General features: G+C 59.0%; 14 protein-coding genes and 1 tRNA gene. 7 read left to right on the top strand and 8 right to left on the bottom strand.

The genetic code is table 11. The features are described from left to right. Nucleotides 1–3 precede the first annotated feature (3 nt). Nucleotides 4–1788, top strand: a complete 1785-nt coding sequence (locus JMN36_RS11015; protein ID WP_221924202.1) for an FUSC family protein — start codon at nucleotides 4–6, stop codon at nucleotides 1786–1788. Here JMN36_RS11015 and JMN36_RS08075 read toward each other — a convergent pair. The 6 genes from JMN36_RS08075 to JMN36_RS08050 form a co-directional block, all read right to left on the bottom strand. Continuing rightward, nucleotides 1777–4047 carry a 3-hydroxyacyl-CoA dehydrogenase NAD-binding domain-containing protein gene (locus JMN36_RS08075; RefSeq protein WP_221924201.1) on the bottom strand — a complete coding sequence of 757 codons (2271 nt, stop codon included), beginning with the start codon at nucleotides 4045–4047 and terminating at the stop codon, nucleotides 1777–1779. The genes JMN36_RS11015 and JMN36_RS08075 overlap by 12 nt on opposite strands. A gap of 63 nt (nucleotides 4048–4110) precedes the next feature. Next, nucleotides 4111–5343 (bottom strand): acetyl-CoA C-acetyltransferase, encoded by a 1233-nt coding sequence (locus JMN36_RS08070; protein ID WP_204087938.1) that lies wholly within the window; start codon nucleotides 5341–5343, stop codon nucleotides 4111–4113. Nucleotides 5344–5544: 201 nt separating this feature from the next. Next, a complete protein-coding gene (locus JMN36_RS08065) occupies nucleotides 5545–6711 on the bottom strand; it encodes an NAD(P)-binding domain-containing protein (RefSeq protein ID WP_204087939.1) in 1167 nt (388 codons plus the stop codon). Between the two features lie 88 nt (nucleotides 6712–6799). After that, nucleotides 6800–8110 (bottom strand): anaerobic C4-dicarboxylate transporter family protein, encoded by a 1311-nt coding sequence (locus JMN36_RS08060; protein WP_204087940.1) that lies wholly within the window; start codon nucleotides 8108–8110, stop codon nucleotides 6800–6802. A gap of 171 nt (nucleotides 8111–8281) precedes the next feature. Next, complete coding sequence (locus JMN36_RS08055; RefSeq protein WP_204087941.1) at nucleotides 8282–9604, bottom strand: PorA family protein; 1323 nt, start codon at nucleotides 9602–9604, stop codon at nucleotides 8282–8284. Nucleotides 9605–9754: 150 nt separating this feature from the next. Continuing rightward, a complete protein-coding gene (locus JMN36_RS08050) occupies nucleotides 9755–10297 on the bottom strand; it encodes a universal stress protein (RefSeq protein ID WP_412728563.1) in 543 nt (180 codons plus the stop codon). A gap of 80 nt (nucleotides 10298–10377) precedes the next feature. Between JMN36_RS08050 and JMN36_RS08045 the strand changes: the two genes are divergently transcribed. The 4 genes from JMN36_RS08045 to JMN36_RS08030 all read left to right on the top strand — a co-directional run bounded on the left by JMN36_RS08045 (nucleotide 10378) and on the right by JMN36_RS08030 (nucleotide 15808). Beyond that, on the top strand, nucleotides 10378–12105 hold the full coding sequence (locus tag JMN36_RS08045) for a VanW family protein (RefSeq protein WP_236881762.1): 1728 nt from the start codon (nucleotides 10378–10380) through the stop codon (nucleotides 12103–12105). A gap of 10 nt (nucleotides 12106–12115) precedes the next feature. Continuing rightward, a complete protein-coding gene (locus tag JMN36_RS08040) occupies nucleotides 12116–13009 on the top strand; it encodes a PrsW family intramembrane metalloprotease (protein ID WP_204087942.1) in 894 nt (297 codons plus the stop codon). Then, on the top strand, nucleotides 13006–14256 hold the full coding sequence (locus JMN36_RS08035) for a phosphatase PAP2 family protein (RefSeq protein WP_204087943.1): 1251 nt from the start codon (nucleotides 13006–13008) through the stop codon (nucleotides 14254–14256). Before JMN36_RS08040 ends, JMN36_RS08035 begins: the two co-directional genes overlap by 4 nt. Nucleotides 14257–14353: 97 nt before the next feature. Further along, nucleotides 14354–15808, top strand: a complete 1455-nt coding sequence (locus JMN36_RS08030; RefSeq protein WP_204087944.1) for an MFS transporter — start codon at nucleotides 14354–14356, stop codon at nucleotides 15806–15808. Nucleotides 15809–15875: 67 nt separating this feature from the next. Here JMN36_RS08030 and JMN36_RS08025 read toward each other — a convergent pair. Further along, nucleotides 15876–15949, bottom strand: a tRNA-Gly gene (locus JMN36_RS08025). Nucleotides 15950–16146: 197 nt separating this feature from the next. On the opposite strand from JMN36_RS08025, the gene dcd reads away from it, so the two are divergent. After that, nucleotides 16147–16710, top strand: a complete 564-nt coding sequence (dcd, locus tag JMN36_RS08020; RefSeq protein WP_204087945.1) for a dCTP deaminase — start codon at nucleotides 16147–16149, stop codon at nucleotides 16708–16710. A 70-nt stretch (nucleotides 16711–16780) separates the two neighbouring features. Continuing rightward, nucleotides 16781–18157: a UDP-glucose dehydrogenase family protein gene (locus JMN36_RS08015; RefSeq protein ID WP_204087946.1), complete on the top strand. Its 1377-nt coding sequence runs from the start codon at nucleotides 16781–16783 to the stop codon at nucleotides 18155–18157. A 19-nt stretch (nucleotides 18158–18176) separates the two neighbouring features. On the opposite strand, the gene JMN36_RS08010 is transcribed toward JMN36_RS08015, so the two are convergent. Then, the gene (locus JMN36_RS08010; RefSeq protein ID WP_204087947.1) at nucleotides 18177–19646 is read right to left on the bottom strand and encodes a YibE/F family protein; all 1470 of its coding nucleotides are present in this window, start codon (nucleotides 19644–19646) and stop codon (nucleotides 18177–18179) included. Nucleotides 19647–19806 lie beyond the last annotated feature (160 nt).

Below are 19806 nucleotides of genomic sequence, written 5' to 3'. Positions count from 1 at the left end.
CTGGTGAAATGGTGGAATAGGTTTTGGGAGCTTTCCGGGCGGGAAGTCCGTAACTTTTTCTCTCTGCCGGAATCTCCGGGGACGGGTCGGTACACGATCCACGGGATGATTACGGGCCTCGTCACCCTTTTCACCTTGGCCATTGTTTTCTCGCCTGTGCTGGCCATGCCGGGCCTGACGGGCGTGTTCATCGCGATGTCCGCCCGCGATATGCCCCCGCTGCGTCGGCTTCGCATCCTCATTGTTTTCGGTGTGTGCTTCGTCGCGTCGCAGGCCCTGGGTGTTGCGATCTCCGGCAACATCATGCTGATGGTTGTGGTGATGGCTTTGATGGGCTGCTTCGGCAGCATCGTCTACCACAGCCTGATCACCTTCCCCCCGGGCGCCATGCAGTACGTCATTGCCTGTGCTGTGGCAACGTACCTTCCCACCAGGGGTGTCGACGGGGTCACTCTCGTGACGGCGGGTGCCTGCGGGTACATCCTGGCGTTGTGTATTTCGATGGGCCTGCAGCTCGTGGACCGCAACAAGGCGATGCGCGACGATATCACCGCGGCGGAGGACGCCGTGGAAGCGATGCGTGAAGAAAACCTCACCCACACCGAAGCCGCTCGACGTCGCGTGGCCGCGCACGCAGCGGTTTTCACGGCCCTGGAGGATGTGCGCTTGGGATACGGCTGGGGGCGTCAGCTCAAGCCATTCTCAGCATTCGGCCGGTACGCGGAGAAAAAGACGCGGGACATTCACACGCAATTCGTCGAAGCTGTCGTGTGGCGTCGGTGGCATACGCTTCGCAAGATGAAGTACCGCGTTAATGCAGATCACGCGCCGAAACTGTCGCGTGTGTCGCCGCATTTGGGCCCGCCGTCGGCTCTTCGTCGTGTGAAATGGTCGCTGAGTTTCCGCTCGGCCTCGGTGCAGATTGGCCTGCGTATGGGCATGTCGATCTTCTTGACAGGCGCGCTGACCTATGGTCTGGGTTTTGGCCACCCGTATTGGGCGGTGATGACCTCCGCGATGGTGCTGAGTTTGGGTAAAGACCGGATTAGCACCACGCACCGCGGGTTCGATCGCGTCGTCGGCACCCTGGTGGGTATTGCACTCTTCGGCGTGATCCACGTGATCGACCCGCCGACGGTACCCCTGCTCCTGATTTGCGCCCTGTTGTATTCGACCACCCTCTTCACCATCGGACGCAACTACGCGTTGGGGTCGGTGTGGATCACCGCAATGATCCTCCTGATCCTCAACACCGCGCCCACCAACAACTTGACCGCCACCCAGATCGTGTCCCAGCGCGCGGGGGAGACGATTATCGGTGCCATCGTGGCTCTCTTCGTGTTGTGGGTGACAGGATCCTCCCGGGCGCCGACGTCGATCGTGCGGAGGCAGGCTCGTCGTGTTCTTCTTGCCGACGGTTTCCTCCTGGATTACGTGGCGGAGCGGACGGACCTGACGCGCCCGGGCATCGTGGCGCGACGCCAAGTGCTGCTGGAGCTCAGCGCATCCCGCCGGATGGAGGAGCTGTATGCCCGTGACCTGCCCAAGGGCCTGGCCGAGTGGGAGGACCTCTCAGCGCTGATCAACGAGTTCTCCTATGTCGTGTTGTGCGGCTGCTGGGTGGAAAACCCGGACGAGGTGATCGATGCGCGGCGGGCGCGCCGGGCGCTGAACGAAATGATCCGACGCTTGCCCGCGATCGATGGCGTCCCGCTGGACACGCGCAACGCCAGCGACCTCATGAAACGCGTGCTGGTGGCGGCCAGGCCTACATCACTACGTCAATGACTCCATAGGCTCGAAGCGGTCCCCGTATTTTGCGGCGAGCTCACGGGCCCGTGCGACGAACCCGGGGATGCCGCGGGTGGGGTAATCGTCTCCCGCATTGTCGGGGAGGTCAGCATCCTCAGGCCGGGCGTAGTTCTTGATGAACTGGCGCGTTCCACCTGTCCACGCCGGGAATCCGATCCCCATAATCGAGCCGATGTTGGCGTCGGCATCGTCCATCAGTACGCCCTCGTCGACGCACTTTTGTGTTTCCAGGGCTTCGGCGAAAAGTATCCGTTCCCGCAGGTCACCGAAGGTGGGAGCGCCCTCGGACGGCTGGTTAGGGGCATCGCCGCGCCGCCCAACATGGTCCCCGTCGGACACTTTCGTTTCGTAGTCGCCGATGGACACACGACCGGCACCCAGCTCAGTCCACAGGCCATCCCACAGTCCGGTGCGCTTCCCATCGGTGTAGGTGTAGAAGCCTCGCCCTTCGAGCTTGCCCGGCCGGTCATAGTCGTCGAGCATGGCATCGACGATCGTGCCGACGCCTCCGTCGTCAACCTGAATACCGGCTGCTTCGGCGGCCTTAGCGTTCTCGGTGTTGATCTTGCGCACGAGCTTGAGGTTGAGTTCGTCAGTCAGCTGCAGCGGCGGTGCCGGGTAGCCGGCTTGGCGGCCCGCCGCTTCGATCACGGCCGGGTCGATGCCCTCGGCGAGCATCCGCAGCGATTCGTCCAGCATGAACCCAATCACGCGCGATGTGTAGAACCCGCGAGAATCATTGACGACGATGGGCGTCTTGCGGATTTGTTGCGCGAAGTCGAGAGCTCCGGCGAGAGTCTCGTCATCGGTCTTGTCGCCTTTGATGACCTCGATGAGCGGCATTTTGTCCACGGGGGAGAAGAAGTGGATGCCGATGAAGTTCTGGGGGCGAGTGACGCCTTCAGCGAGACCCGTGATCGGCAACGTCGAGGTGTTGGATCCGAGGAGGCAGTCGTCGGGGACGGCCTCTTCAATTTCGGCCCACACTTTGTGCTTGAGCTCGGTGTTTTCGAAGACCGCTTCGATGACGATGTCGCAGTCGGCAAGGTCGGCGTAGTCGGCCGTCGGGGTGATGCGATCCAGGAGGGCTTGCGATTTTTCGGCGGTGGTACGCCCCCGGTCCAGCGCTTTCTTCTCCAGCCCCTCCGAGTAGGCCTTTCCGCGTTCGGCATTGGCGAGTTCGACGTCCTTCAGCGCGACCTCGAGCCCCGCCTTCGCCGCGACATAGGCAATGCCGGCACCCATCATTCCCGCGCCGACCATGCCCAGCTTTTTAAACTTTTTCTTCTCGACGTTCTTGGGTCGCGAACCTCCACCATTACAGTGCTGCAGATCGAAGAAAAACGCCTGCATCATGTTGGTTGCTGTGGGCCCGGTGACCAGCTCAACGAAGTATCGAGTTTCTATGTCGAGGGCGTGATCGAAATCCACCTGTGCCCCCTCAACCGCTGCGGACAGGATCGCTTTCGGCGCGGGCATAGGTGCGCCCTTGATCTGCTTGGTCACCGTCGCGGGGAATGAGGGAAGAATGCTCGCTAGCTTGGGCGATGTGGGCGTTCCACCAGGGATGCGGTAGCCCTCCCGGTCCCATGGTTGTGAGGGTTCGGGGTTGCTGGCTAGCCACTCGCGTGCGGCGTCGATGAGTTTCTCCGGAGCGACGACATCGTCGATGAGTCCGAGACCTTTTGCCTGCTCAGGGCGCATGCGCTTACCAGTGGTGAGCACCGACATGAGCGCTTCCTGAATGCCCAGCATCCGGACGGTACGTGTCACTCCACCACCGCCAGGGAGGAGCCCCAGAGTCACTTCGGGAAGGCCAATCTTGGAGCCTTTAGCATCGGCGGCGATGCGATAGTGGCAGCTTAACGCGATTTCTAACCCGCCTCCGAGGGCTGCACCGTTGATCGCGGCGACGACGGGCACCCCGAGTGTTTCCAGTGTGCGAAGGTCCTTTTTCATGCTGGTCAGCATGTCGTAGGTGGCTTGGGCGTCCTCGGGGCCGGTGTTAATCATGGAGGTGATATCACCACCCGCGAAGAACGTTTTCTTCGCAGACGTAATAATGACGCCCGTGACGGTCTTGTCCTCGACGGCGGCGGTGAGTTTCTCCACCGTGTCGTGAAGGCTCGCGCGGAACGCGTCGTTCATCGTGTTGACGGGTGAGGCGGGATCATCCATGGTCAGGGTGACAATCCCGGAATTGTCGGTGTCCCAGTGGATCGTTGTGTTGGTCATCGTTGGCTCCTTGGGCTGGTGAGTGTGGTCATTCTTGTCGACGTTGGCCTGGGTAAAAGTGGGCTAGACGCGTTCGATGATGGTGGCGACCCCCATGCCACCAGCGACGCAGAGTGTGATCAGTGCGTAGCGGCCGCCAGAGCGGTGGAGTTCGTCGACAGCGTGTCCGATCAGCATGGCGCCGGTCGCGCCGAGTGGGTGGCCCATGGCGATGGCCCCACCATTGATGTTGAGCTTTTCGTCGGGAATGTGGAGCTCGCGTTGTGCGCGGAGGACGACAGCGGCGAAGGCTTCGTTAATTTCCCACACGTCGATATCGTCGGCAGTGAGTCCGGCCTTGTGGAGTGCGGCACGTGCGGCGGGCGCGGGGGCGGTCAGCATGATGGTGGGTTCGACGCCGGTGGTCGCGGTGGTCACGACGCGAGCGCGAGGGGTGAGCCCCATGTCCGTACCAGCTTGTTCCGTACCGATGAGCGTCATAGCGGCACCGTCGACAATGCCCGAGGAATTGCCTGCGTGATGGATGTGATTGATGTGCTGAACTTGCGGGTACCGGGTCAGTGCCGCGGCATCGAAACCCCCGATCCTTCCCATTTTGGCGAACGACGGTTTGAGCCCGGAGAGCGATTCGACAGTAGCGTCGGGCCGTATCGTTTCGTCCTTATCGAGAAGCTTGAGGCCATTCTGATCTGTGACGGGGACGATGGAGTTGGAAAAGCGGCCCTCATCCCACGCGTGAGTAGCGCGTTGGTGGGAGCGGGCCGCGTAACTATCGGCGTCGTCACGCGTGACACCATCCAGCGTGGCAATGAGGTCGGCGGAGATTCCCTGGGGAACAAAGTCCGTGTGGAAGGCGGTTTCGGAGTCCATGGCGAGCGCTCCGCCGTCGGATCCCATAGGCACCCTGGACATGGATTCCACCCCACCAGCCAGAACGAGGTCATCCCACCCGGAGCGGACTTTCGCTGCCGCCAAGTTGACCGCGCTGAGCCCCGAGGCACAATAGCGGTTCACCTGGACGCCGGTGGCGGAGTAGGGGAGGTCCGCCATGAGGGCCGCTGTCCGCGCGATATCCATTCCCTGATCCCCGACGGGGGTCACGCAGCCGGTGATGACGTCGGAGATTCGTTGTTCGTCGATATTGGGGTTGCGGCGGCGAATTTCTTTAATGAGTGTGGTGAGCAGGGTGACCGGTTTCGCGATGTGCAGCGAGCCCGTGCTTTTCCCTTTGCCGCGGGGTGTTCGAAGTGCCTCGTAAATGAATGCTTGGGGCTGGGTCTCGGCGGCAGGTGCCATGTGGTTTCTCCCTGGTTGATCATTTCCGTACAAGTGCGTGCGCACTCACATACCCGTTCAAATGTGTTATGAGTCACTATATGTGAGCGGGGTGGAAATGTGGCGGGAGAACAGGAATAAATTATTCACGGGGGTGCCCGACGGCGACGCTTGAAGCTACGGCCTCCTACGTAGCTCACTATCTCCGCAGCTCAGCCGCGCCTACGACGAATGACCGTTCAGGTACCTCATGGCTGCGCGTCCCCCTCGATGGCCCGCGCGTGTAGCGCCCACGGTCGAGGCGGTTGATCCATAGCCAAGGAGGAAAATGCGTGGGTCTCGCTCAACGCGCACTTCATCGCGCATTTTTATCCCGCCGCCGGGCATGCGTAATTTCAGCGGCGCAAGGTGCTCGAGCGCATGGCGGAACCCGGTGTTCCAAAAAATGACGTCGATGGTTTCGTGGTGGTGGGCGTCGTATGGTTGCCAGCTTTCGGGCACGACGAGGCGATCGGAGGAACTGGGACCGAGCCCGTCGGCCGATTCAGTTGTTGGTGGCTCAAAGTCAACGCCGTCACTGGTAATCCGGGTGAACATTCCACGGCTCACCAGGACGCCATCGCGGACGCCGTCGAGGTAGGTGTCCCACAACGGGATGCCGGTGGTCCGTACCACGCTGGCGGGTTCGTCGCCGGCATAGGTGCGGTCGCGGACAGCCTGTTCAACATCGCGGCCCCACCGGGTATCGAATGTGCGGTCGGTGAAATTTGGCGGCCGACGGGTCGCCCACACCGTTTCTGTCACAGGGGCGAGTTGCAGAAGAAACTGAACGGCACTCAATCCACCCCCAACGACCAGCGTTTTCTTGCCCGCGAAGTCGTCGGCAGTGGTGAAGTTCACCGTGTGGAGCTGTGTGCCCTGAAAATCCGCAATACCGGGAATATAGGGGATGTATGGGTGCGTCCACGTTCCCGTCGCATTTAACACGACGTCGCAGGTCACAGACGTGCACGTCCCGTCTCTCATCCACACCACGGTGAGCAATTCCGTATTTTCATCGCTGTCGCAGACGCCGATGACCTTCGCGGGGCGTTCCACGGCAAGTCCGAATTTCTGCTCGTAGTCGCCGTAATACTGGGCGACGACTCGTGACGCGGGGATGTCCGGGTCAGGGTCGCCGAGCGGCAGGCCGGGCAGGTCGGCAATTCCGTGGGCTGCGTCGAAAGTGAGGGAGTCCCACCGGTTTCGCCACGCGCCGCCGGGGCCGTCATTGGAGTCAAGAATGAGGAAGTCCACCCCGGGCGTGAGGCCGCGATGGACGAGTTCATGAGCGCCGGCGAGACCAGCTTGTCCTGCACCAATAATGACTGCCCGGTAGTGGTCTTTCATGCCTCCTCAGTGTAGTTAAGCGTGGGCGAGTGGCAGGGCGTGTTTACCGACCGCCCGTCGACAGTCCGCGCGTTTACAGTCTCCTCGTCTACAGCAGGATCGGAGCCACCAGGAATCCGAGAAGAACGCACACCGTAATAGACACCGTGCCGGGCAGAACGAAGGGGTGGGAGAGCGGCGTTTTGCCCACACGGGTGGAACCGGTGTCGTCCATTTCCATCGCGGCAACCGTCGTCGGGTAGTTGGGGAGCAGGTAGTAGTTAGACACTGCAGGGTAGCTGGCCACCAATGCCGTTGCCGGGAGGCCGAGTTTCACGAACAGCGGCATGAAGGCGGACGTTGTCGCCGCATGGGAGAACATCAGGGGTGCTGCGAAGTAGAAGAACACGGCAGAGAGCCACGGTTGCGAATGTAAAGCGCCCGACAGGCCGTGGGAAATCGTGTCGGCGTAGTGGCTGACGAACATGTTTCCTAACCATGCGAGACCCATGATGCAGATAGCTGCGGTCATGCCGGAACGGAAGGTTTCCTGAGTGGTGATGTCGCCGAAGGGTTTCTTTGCTAGACCGCAAATGACTGCTGCCGCGGTGAGCATGACGGCCATGATCGCCAGCGTCGCGCTCAGCGGCGGGTTATCGACAATGCCCAGCTCTTTCGAGGTCACCGTGGCGTAGGTGACCACCAAAATAAGAGCCAGCAGGAAGACCCACAAACTAGGAACTGCGCTCTTCGCCGGAGTGTAGTTTTCAATACCAGCTGCCGACGGCTTCACAAGGCCTTGCTTCTTACGTTCCTGGTAAACGGGATCATCGGCCAGTTCTTTACCTTGCCGGGCGGCAACAAGTGCGCCGGCTGCACACCCGATGAACGTTGTCGGGATAACAATCGCTAAGCATTGCAGATACCCAACATGGAAGGGATCCAAAGCGACAACCAAAGCGGCCATAGCGGCAGAAATCGGCGACGCCGCCACACCAATTTGCGACGCCACGACAGCGATGGATAGCGGACGGGACGGGCGAATTCCGCGTTCTTTAGCGACGTCGACAATGATCGGGATGACGGAATATGCGGTGTGGCCAGTTCCGCACAGAAGCGACATGACGAACGTGACCAGGGGAGATAAGTAGACGATCTGTTGCGGATGCTTACGCAAGAGTCTTTCGGTCAGATGAACCAAGTAATCCATCGACCCGGCTACCTGCAGCGCGGCCACGGTGCAAATAACAGCCATGATGATTCCGATAACAGCCCACGGAATATCGTCTGTCGATGTTGAGACCCCGGTGATAGCGAGTACCAGGACACCTGCTGCACCCGCGAATCCAATGCCAATTCCCCCGAAACGAGCCCCCAGAATAATGAAGGCAAGAACGATAAGGAGATGAAACCAAATCATCAGTCACTCCGTTCAGTGCAATTTTAATTTTTGTGATGATAAGCCGAAAACAGATTAGGACTACCGGCAGGCCCGACGCTATTCTGAGCCCGCTAACGCGGTGTGACATTTCTAATGACTGTGATTTTGGTCAAGTAGAAGAGCGGTCAAATAGCTCACGTGCTCGCACGATTAGAGCGAATGAGGGGTTTCCGGAGACTTCCCCCCAGGCCGGCGGATGGCTTGTCGAGCGTCGAAATACAAGTACAACCCAGCCAGGATTAAGATCATCCCGCTCACGCCGGTTACCCAGGGCACTGCCTTACTCCAGATATTGAGCGGCTTAATCACTTTCTGAATATCGTGTAGCCGGGCTTCTTTCGTACGGTCATCCCACTGAGCATCGAAGTGAAGCATAGTCCGAGAAGGAGAGGCTAATTCTTTATCCTGATTCTCCTTAATTGTTTTTGCTTCATTGTAATTTTGGGCATAAAAAACCCATAACGTGACCGAATTATCCGTTATTATTCCGGTAGCTGGTTCAACATTTATCGTTCGGGTAGCCACATAATAAGGATCCATTTGAATGGGGGCACCAGAACTCAATCCCCACGAGGATGCTGGAATATTCCGCCGAAGCCTCTCCAATTCCTGCCGCTGCTCATCAGACGCAGTGCCCGCATTGTCCATGAGCCGTCGTTGCGCGTCATAAAGGTTGACGGGCCCCAGGTCCTGGCTGAATTGGTAAACATCAATTCCCTTCGAATACACATCCTTTCCGCGCTGTTGAATCGCGTTCACAAAGTCGATGGGGGTCGCGGTGCCGGTGGCAGCGTCGAAGAATCGATACGACCGCCGCTCGGATCCAAACGGGAATCGAAACTGGTAGCCATCGCGAACGAAATCATTGGTGGATATCTTCACATCGTCGCCCATCCCCAAGGCGGATAGATCCATCGCTAGAGAGGACTGAGGCTTTTTCGAGGGGAATGCCGTGTGTCGGTTCAGCACGACCTCATCGTGGATCGATCCGATCTCATTATTCGCGTCTACCTGCCCCTTCGCGTCCGATCCGCTCTTCCTTTCCGGGGTGTCCAGGTCTCCGGCGTACAGCGTCGATACTGCGCGAAGCGTCGTCGTTTTTTTCGACGACGACGCCGTCGTCACTTTTTCACTCGCCCGCAGCGGCACGTCTGTTTCGATGTAGCAGCGCGTCGGCATGGATTGCCCGACGCAGGCCGGGTCCAAGGAATGAGACGCGGAGGGATGACTGGCCTTAAACGCCGCCGAGTCGATGAGGATCCCCCGGGTTGGTGCCGTGGACACGTCGTAATCGATGTTTGCCGGCAATTCCTTGAGCGAGGGGACAATGAACGTCGGCGCGGCAATGGCAATGACTAATAAAATGGCGCCGGCGCATAAGGAGCTGCGAGTGATGGCTCGGCGGTGCCGTGCGCCGAACGTGCTACCGGGAAGTCTGGACAAGACGCTGCGGCCACCCGCGTTCGCATTCACGGACTCTCCTCATCGACGGTGTGATGTTCTAACCCTAGGTGGGGGATACGATCTGCGTCTACTTCCTGTCCTAGTCGCCGGGGCACCGGGCGGGCACCAGGCGGGCTTTGGTGGGTATCAGGGTGCCCAGCGATGTGCCCCGGATCGCAACTACTTGCTGTCGGGAAGCGGAGGAACGATAAGCACCGGCTTGCCGGAGTGACGCAACACGTTATCCGACACACTGGCCTGGAAGAGCGACTTGAACCCAGTGAGGCCCCGTGTACCGGACACGATGACGTCAGCGTGCAGCTCTTCGGCGGCGTCGACGATGGCGCTCCAGATGGTGGTGGCGGACTCCACCAAGAACGGTTCTGCCTCGAAGCCGTTCTCGCGGGCGATCTGCACCCCTTCTTTGCACGTCTGAAGGGCTTCGGCGTGGGCGGGGTCGCCGTCCTCGGGGTTGTCGGCAGGCTGGTAAATAGCGCCAGCCATGGATGCGCCGACGCCACGATTAGCTTGGTGCTGCAGTGGCTCCCATGCCGTCAAAATGTACGCGCGCGGGGTGCTGAGGAAGCGGCCCGCATATTCCAGTGCCCGCTTCGCTTCGACGGAGCCATCGTAGGCGATGAGCATGGTGTCTTTGTGGCCCCCGTTGTTGGCGTCGGGGGCTTGATTCGTCGGTTCTGTGTGAGCTGAAGTGGTGTCAGACATTGGAAATCCTCTCGGTAGATACGGTCCCAGTGTAGGTCTCTTAGTTTAGGTACGGGGTTAGTGCATATAAGCTAATCGCTGTGTCTAGTAGTAAACACGCGCGTACGTCCGCTGGCCCCGGACGAAAACATCACCGTGCTGCCTGGTGGTCACTAGGTTTTCTGCTTTTCCTGTTGCTGATGGCGGGAATTGCATATGCCACTGATTTAGTGATGAGCCAGGGGCAAGTTCCCCGCGGCGTCAAGGTCGGCGGCGTCGCCATTGGTGGAATGAGTAAAACAAGTGCGGACACTATGCTCCGCAATGAACTAGGAGATAAGGTTCGCGAGCCTGTCTCTATCACAGCTGGCGATATGACCTCGTCACTTGATCCGACGATGTCCGGTTTACGAGTGGATTGGGATCAGACGATTGAGAACGCCGGCCATCAACCGAAGAATCCGTGGACCAGGATTGAGTCATTTTGGAAAACCCGTGAAGTCGGCATTGTTAACGATGTTGATGAGGGTTCCTTAGACAATGCACTCCAGCGTGTCGATAAAGAACTCACCCGGGAGCCCGTTAACGCTGAACTCTCTATTGGTTCCGACGGTAAAGCCGATGTTAAAGATCCGGTCACTGGTCAAAAGATTAACCATGATGAGCTGGCCGAGAATGTCTCTAAACATTGGTTGAACACCACTCGCGTCGTGGAGATCCCGGCTGAAGAAGTTGAGCCTGAAATCGGCGAAAAAGCGGTTAAGCAGGCCGAGCGGGATGTCCTTAATAAGGTTGTCTCCGGCCCGTTAATTTTTAAAGGCCGTGATGATGTGAGTGGAATTATTGCTCCAGAAGATATGGGGCAGATCGTCACCTTCCGGGCCGATGGTGACCATTTCACCGCCGATTACGACGACAGCGCCGCGAAGTCAATCCTTTCCTCGCAATTAAGTTCCACCGAGCGGACAAAGAAGGACGCCGATGTCCTTATTGGCGACGACGGTTCGGTCACGGTGACCTCGCCTAGCCAAGATGGGGTGAGTATTAACTGGTCAAAAACCCTCGATGATTTGCAAGGGAAATTGACGAATACGACTGTCCGTGACTACGACGTCGCCTACACGGACGATAAAGCGACGTTTACCACGGAGATCGCGGAAAAGGCCGACTTCCGCGAAACGATGGGGGAATTCACGACGGGGGGATATGCGGCGGATTCCGGAGTCAATATTCGCCGCGTGGCGGAAATGGTGAATGGTGCCATCGTTTCGCCAGGCCAAACCTTTAGTCTGAATGGATTCACGGGCCCTCGTGGGGAAGCGCAGGGATTCGTGAAAGCAGGCATCATTAAAAATGGCCATTCGGATGAAGGGGTTGGCGGGGGAATCAGCCAGTTTGCTACGACGCTTTATAACGCCACCTATTTCGCGGGAATGACCGATGTGGCACACACGCCCCACAGTTATTACATTTCCCGATACCCAGCGGGCCGAGAAGCCACCGTCTATGAAGGCGCCATTGACTTAAAATTTAAAAACCCTTTTGATACGCCGGTCATGATTAAAGCATTCACGGGTGATGACGATATTACTGTGCAGATTAAGGGCATTCCACAGGTGAAAGTGGATTCTATTCAGGGGGAGAAAACAAACTTTACGAGCCCGTCGTCACAACAATTGTCAGGTCCGGATTGTCATCCGTCGTCGGGGTCTCAGGGATTCACTGTGACGGATACACGGGTTGTGACGTCGTTATCCACCGGGCAGGAAATTTCCCGTAATACAACGACAACCAAATATGATCCTTCGCCAAAAATAACCTGTTCTTAGAGAGGTACTCGTGAGCTTTTCTTCCCCTCGGGGTTCATCATCGCAGGGACCGTCGTCCCCCGGTCCGTATTCCGGAGGCCCATATTCGGGCGGTGTTAGTAGCCCCTCGGGATCGTCGCGCCGCCGAGGCGTCGGATGGGGGCTGGTGACCCTCGTGGTCGGCGTTATCGCCTACTCCGTCGTCATGCGCGTCATGGTTCGGACGGATAACCTCAATCTCTTTCCGACGCTGCTCCTCATCGGTGCGGTCACGGTTCCGCTGGCTGTGCTCTTTGTTGCCTACGCTGCCGACCAGCGCGTACACGGCCACGAGGGGCTGGTTGCGCTCACCGCTGTGTTCGGCGGAATCGTCGGTACAACTACTGCAGGTTCGCTGGAGTTCGACGTGCTCCACCGCATGCCCTGGTTAGGCATGCTGGCTGTGGCCGTCATCGAGGAAACGGCCAAGCTCATCGTCCCCGGTGTGATTTACCTGTGGGGGCGTCGTCGAACCGCGGGAATGGGCGTCGTATTGGGTGTCGCCTCTGGTGCGGGGTTCGCCGTGTTGGAAACGATGGGATACGGCCTCAACGCGCTGATTGCCACGCACGGGAATGTGGATGCCGTGAGCGCGACACTGCTGCTGCGCGGACTCTTGTCCCCGGCGGGGCACGTGGCGTGGACAGGGTTCACGGTGTGGGCATTGTGGCGGTGCGCTGATACGCCCAAACCGAGCAATGGCCGACGGGTGTTTGTCTGGGCATGGGTGACCGCGGTCATTTTGCACGCTGTGTGGGATGGGACATCCGTGTGGATCCTGCACGTCGGCGTCGTATTCATCAGCGTGCTCGGATTGCTGTCGCTGATCGTGTGGTCACGGTCGACGTCGCACCAGAAACCGGCGTCCCCGTGGGAGGTTGTGTGACAGCGACTGACATTTACCCCGACCAGAAAAATGATCAGGCTCGCCAGGACCGATCCGACGGTGATCGGTCGGTGAAGGAGCGGTGGACTGATCATTGCCGACGTCGGTTCGCCGACAAAGGTACGTATCGCTATCGGCTTCCGTGGTTACGGTCCCTCTCGCAGGATCAATTAGTCACGACGCGGCGTGTGGGAATGACCCTATGGGCAGTGGTTGTCTGTGCGATCGGTGTGCTCGCTGGCTGGTCGGAAGTGGGATCCTTCGTCATCCCACTGCTTTTTGTCGGTTTCGCAATCTATTCGTTGGGTCACAGCCGTCTGGCCTACATCCTGGTGGACTGGGGCCCGTTCATTCTCTTCTTGCTTGCATACCGCGGCATCAAAACGGTCGTCAGCTGGATGGGGATCCCGGTCCAGTGGCACTTGGCCCCCGACGTTGATCGCTGGCTCTTCGGCGGGACCTTGCCGAATGTGTGGCTTCAGGAGCATTGGCGCTACGCGCATGCGCCCTGGTGGGAATTCATTCTCATGGCCGTGTATTCCTCGTATTTCTTCATGCCCTATACGGTTGCTTTTATTGAATGGCTGCGGTCGCGCGCGGAATTTCGGCGCTACATTGTTGGTTTGCTTGCCGTTTCATTTATTGGTTTGGGAATTTATGTTTTTGTTCCCGCGGCTCCTCCGTGGGCGGCCGCGCGATGCACCCCTGCTGACGTCGCCGACCAACCGTCCCACACGCCGTGCATGTTTTCCGCTGAACACGCTGGTGAGGGCTCTATCTTGGGGCCAGTTAACAATAAGAACGACTCTCCTGAGCCGTGGGTTGAACGCCTTACCGCCCATGCGTGGAGCCAGATTGCCCCCTTCGGGCTGGCCGAGGGCGTCAAAGATTTTCAGGATGGCGCTAGACGTGAAGCGCGCACTGATGGTCCGACCTTAGGCCCCGTGGAGCCTGTTCCGGAGGGGGAAGGCCCGCTCGCTAAAGCACAAGCGTCGTCGAATTTAGTGTCGGCGATTCCGTCCTTGCATGCCGGAATAACGATGTATTTCGCTACTTTTCTCTTCAGCCGTCGTCGGTGGAAATGGGGAAGTGTTGCGTTGATTTACGCGCTAACAATGGGATTTGCGTTGGTTTTCTTCGCTGAGCACTACGTTTTCGACATTATTCTCGGATGGACGTTGGCTGCCGCGGTGCCGCTTGTTCAGACGTGGTGGATGTCCCGTCGTCGTGAATCGATTAATAAATAATAAGTAATAGATAAGCTGAACACTTTCAGGTGGGTTCCATTTTCAATTGGCGTGATGGACGCTATTGTCCTGCGTAAAGCTCTGACGGCAGATCACTATGCGCGCATCACAGACCGTTCGTTCCCAGCTCCCCACGCGTTCTGACCGGCTCGATTCATTGCCATTCGGCCGCGAACATCGCAAACTTCTCGTTGGTTCAGGTGTCGGATGGGTCCTGGACGCCATGGACGTCGGTTTGATCAGCTATGTGATGGCCGCGCTTGTGGCAGAGTGGTCCCTGTCCAACACGCAAGCGTCCTGGCTAGGGTCCATCGGTTTCGTGGGCATGATGATTGGCGCCTCCGTCGGCGGTTTGCTCGCTAACAAGTGGGGGCGCCGCAATGTTTTCGCACTCACGCTGCTGACTTACGGCATTGCGACGGGTGCCGCGGCGTTTTCCGTCGGCTTAGTGATACTGCTTATTTTGCGCTTCATTGTGGGTGTGGGTCTCGGTGCGGAATTGCCGGTCGCGTCGACGCTGGTCTCTGAGTTTGCCCCGCGCAAGAACCGTGGGCGCATCGTTGTGGCCCTGGAATCGTTCTGGGCGGTTGGCTGGATCATGTCCGCACTGCTGGGGTATTTCCTGGTGCCTAAGGAATGGGGCGGTTGGCCCGGCTGGCGGTGGGCACTCCTGGTGGGAATCGTCTCCGCCGTCTATGCCCTGGTTGTTCGTCACGGGCTACCTGAGTCTGTGCGGTTCTTGGAGAGCCGTGGTCGTCTTGCGGAGGCCGAGCGCAGCGTTCGCCTCTTCGAGGAAGGATCGTCACGTAATTCGACCGTTCCTTTCGACGAAGCAGTGGCGTTGACGCCGACATCCGTCGCTAAGGGGGATGCCGCGGAGGACACCTCGGAGAGGGGCACGTCGGCAGGCGACGCCCCGGAGGGTAACCGCCCTGGTGAGGACGCTGCGAGGGCCACTGCTGGGGAGTCGTCGATATTCAGTGCCCACATGCGAGGCCGCACGACTGCCCTGTGGGTGGTGTGGTTCTTCGTCTACCTGGCCTATTACGGAGCGTTTACGTGGATGCCGACTTTGCTGTATCTGCAGGGGCACTCGCTGGTGAAGTCCTTCGAGTTCACGTTGATGATGACTCTGGCGCAGCTGCCCGGTTACGCAGCAGCGGCATGGTTGATTGAAAAATGGGGCCGACGCCTGACGCTGTCGGTGTTCTTGTGTGGTTCTGCGGTGTCCGCGATTCTGTTTGGCCTGCAGTCGGGGGCGACGGGAATTATCATCACAGGACTGTTGCTGAGTTTCTTTAACTTGGGCGCGTGGGGTGCCTTGTACGCGATCGGCCCGGAGATCTATCCGACGGCGATGCGGGGGACCGGAACCAGTGCGGCTGCAGCCGTCGGCCGAGTGGCCGGTGTGGTTGCGCCCTTGATCGTCCCGATCTTTTTGGAGTGGGGGTCTACCCCATTGGTCTTCACCATTTTCGGCGCGTCATTCTTCATCGCGGTTGCTGGTGCTGTGGCTCTGCCGGAGCGGCACAACATGGACACGGTGGAGTAAGCGGGGTTCTTCTGGAATACAACGACAAGCCCTTGGCCACAACCTCGTGACCAGGGGCTTGTTGAAATGGAGCCGATGACGGGAATCGAACCCGCGCCGCTTGCTTGGGAAGCAAGAGTTCTACCATTGAACTACATCGGCATGAAGAACTGCTATGAAAATTGCGTGATACGCATGATCCGCACGTGATCAGCGAACACTGCAACGCATGTTCCCCCTTTACCGTAGCATTGCCACTTTTGAGCCAACAAAACTCCCGGTCAACGTGCCGCGGATAGCTCAGCGAATAGGACCATATGCTTGTGGGGTTCCGGCAGGCCCGGGGTAAACTATGGCCTGTGATTCTCTCCGACCGTGACATTCGTTCTGCAATCGATTCTGGACACCTAGGTATTTCCCCCTTCGATCCGACGATGGTCCAACCCAGCAGTATTGATGTTCGCCTGGACCGCTACTTCCGCGTCTTCAACAATGCGCGCTACACGCATATTGATCCCAAGGAGGAGCAAGAGGATCTCACGTCGTTAGTGGAGGTCAAGGAGGGTGACGCATTCATCCTCCACCCCGGGGAGTTCGTGTTGGGGTCAACATTGGAAGAGTTCGCCCTACCAGCGGACCTGGCTGGCCGTCTTGAGGGGAAGTCGTCCTTGGGCCGGTTGGGGCTATTGACGCACTCCACGGCAGGGTTCATTGATCCTGGATTTAACGGCTACATCACGTTTGAATTGTCGAATGCCTCTAATCTCCCGATCGCCCTGTATCCAGAGATGAAAGTAGGCCAACTGGCGTTGTTCATGATGTCCAGTCCTGCGGAAACACCGTACGGGTCCGGGTCATTGGGCTCGAAGTACCAGGGCCAGCGCGGGCCGACGGCGTCGAAAGCATATATGAACTTCCGCTGATCGCTCGTATTGTCGCAGCGAGCGACGGCTGAACATGCTTCAGCGGTGGCTTCCGCGTAAATTCATGGGCATGCGGATGTCTGTGATTGGAACGGGATACCTGGGGTCAACTCATGCGGCGTGCATGGCGGAATTAGGGCATGAGGTCATCGGGGTGGACGTTGATCCGCATAAAATCGAGCTCCTTTCGCGCGGAGAGACGCCGTTTTTTGAGCTCGGTTTAGACGGTCTTATTCGGAAACATATTTCTTCGGGTCGTCTTCATTTCACGACGTCGTACCAGGAAGCGGCCGATTTCGCGCATGTCCATTTCTTAGGTGTCGGCACTCCGCAACAGAAGAATTCGTATGCAGCTGATATGACTTTTGTTCGCTCTGCTGTCACGAATTTGGTGCCGTTATTGCGGGGACGGCACATTATTTTTGGGAAATCGACGGTTCCTGTGGGGACCGCGCGTGCGCTTCAGGAGTTGACCGATCGCCTGGTTGCTTCACAGGATGCGGACAGTGCCTCTGCTGCCGCGGATAGTTCCACCACTTCTGCTGAGGAGACGTCGGTGGATATTGCGTGGAATCCTGAGTTCCTCCGTGAGGGGCACGCTGTGCAGGACACGATTCATCCGGATCGCATTGTCCTTGGTGTACAGAATTCGGCTTCCGAGATGGAAGACGTCGCCAGGAAGATTTATGCGCAACCCTTGGCAGAGGGAACGCCGTTGTTGGTCACTGATTTTGCGACGTCTGAGCTGGTGAAAGTCTCGGCGAATGCTTTTCTGGCGACAAAAATTAGCTTCATTAACGCGGTGTCGGAGGTGTGCGAGGCGTCGGGGGCGGATATCACGGTGCTTGCCGACGCGATTGGTGCCGACGAGCGTATCGGACGGAAGTTCCTCAACGCCGGGCTCGGGTTCGGCGGCGGTTGCCTGCCGAAGGACATCCGGGCGTTTATGGCCCGCGCCGGCGAATTGGGCGCTGACCAGGCATTGACCTTTCTGCGTGAGGTGGACGCGATCAATCTTCGGCGTCGGGAAAAACTGGTCAGGATGGTGAAGGATGCGTGCGGCGGCTCCTTGCACGATGCGCGCGTGACTGTGCTGGGAGCGGCGTTCAAGCCGGAGTCGGACGATGTGCGCGATTCGCCGGCGTTGGCGGTGGCGGGGGCGCTGAGCCTCGCAGGTGCCCAGGTCAGCGTGTACGACCCCCAGGCGATGACGAATGCGTCGAAGGTTTTCCCGACGCTCATGTATGCGGACACAGTGTGGGATGCGCTGCACAATGCCGATGTGGTGGTCGTGGCGACGGAGTGGACGCAGTTCAAGGAGTTGGACCCGTCGGAGGCGCGGGCGTGCGTCGCGTCGCCAATTATTATCGACGGGCGGAATTGCCTGGATGTTGATGCGTGGATGCAGGAGGGGTGGTCTGTGCGGGCGCTGGGGCGCAGTTTGTAGCGCCGGGCTGACGCGACCTCTAGTGATGGTGGACATGAACGTGGCCGTGACCGTGACCACCCGCGTTGCTGGCGTCGGGATCAGGCTTGACGGTGACCGCGGCGATAATCGTCGTGATTGGAACCGCGAGCGCAAGCGCAATAGCGCCGACGGCCGACCTGACGATTTCAGTGGCGATAAGGTCGGAGGTCAGCACCTGCCCCAGCGGCCGCTCCGACGCTGTGATCAGCAATAACATTGGAAGTGCTGCGCCCGCGTAGCTGAGGATCAGCGTGTACAACATGGACGCGATATGGTCCCGCCCCACTTGCATACCGCCTGCGAAGAGCCGCCACGGTGATGCCTTGCGGTCGATGATGGCCAGCTCGTTGACGGTGGATGCCTGCGCCACGGTGGCGTCGTTGAGCGCACCGATCGCGCCAACGATGAATCCCGCCAGCATTAACCCGTGGACGGTGACGTCGGGAAGATAAAGCTGAACCAGGAGGTTATCCTCTTCGCCGAGGCCGCGGAGTCGGGTTCCGTCGATACCCCAACCAGCCATGGTCGCGGCCAGGCCCAGCGCGATGATTGTTCCGGCGAGTGCGGAGCTGGATTTCCAACTGATTCCGTGGACGAGGTAAATCACGACGAACATGATGAGGGCGCACGATGTGACGGCAAGCAAGAGCGGATCGCCACCGCGGAGGAGGGCGGGGAGCATGAATGCGCCGATAATCGCCATCGTGATGATGAGGCCGACGAGCGAGCGCGCGCCTCGCCACGAGCCGATCGCCACCATGGCTATAGCTGTGATGATGAGCCACGCGATGACGGGTACTTTGCGTTGGTAATCGTTGAACGCGTATCCCATGCTGCCATCGTCGGTGGCGTGGCGGGTCATGCGGATCTTGTCGCCCTCACGGAGGTCGGGGTCGCCCGGCTTGTGGGACGTCTCAATGAGCGTGCGTTTCCCCTTGTCAGGGCCACTTGTGATGTTGACAATCGCGCGGGTACAGGTGCCCGTGGATGTGGTGGGCTCGCGTGGTGTGTCGTCGAACGTCCGGCCGACGCTGGGGGATCCGCATGCTGCTTCAGTTGTCACGGCGATGGTTCCGTCGGCAATGTTTTGGGGGAGGGACGACGTTTCTTGGAAGGACTTATCGACGCGGGCTGGGGTGTTTGATGGCCACAGGGCGACGGTGGAGATGGCGCTGAGGATGAAGCCGATGAGCAAGAACCCGGCCAGGATGCGTTGGCCGAGTGTCCAGTCTTTGATGTGTGGGCGGAAGCGCTTGGGGGTTTTGCTGGCCTGGGGCTTTGGGGGTGTTGTTGGTTGCGACGTCGATGCTTGCGCTGTCGCTGGTCGTGGCTGAGTTTCTGCGCGTGACCTGTTGAGTCGTGACCTGCGGGTTTCCGTCGGAATGGGGGCCTGTTGGGGCGACGAGTCGGCCGTGTAGGTGCCACGCGGCTGGTATGGTTCGTCGCCGGACGCTGAGTGTTTACCCACAAGGACTCCTCATTGTGAACGGATCTGCCGGTAGAAGAGCAGCTCAGGCCGCAGATGCGCAGGCCAGGTAAAAGGGAGCGTAGGCCGAATAAATCTGAGCGACGACGCCTAACCGACAGTATGTTCCAGTAACAGTAACGTGTTTTTCAGAATAGCGTGC

The sequence above is a fragment of the Corynebacterium pseudokroppenstedtii genome (genome assembly GCF_019754945.1).
Lineage (GTDB): Bacteria > Actinomycetota > Actinomycetes > Mycobacteriales > Mycobacteriaceae > Corynebacterium > Corynebacterium pseudokroppenstedtii.
This window is presented reverse-complemented; position numbering and strand designations above follow the sequence as displayed.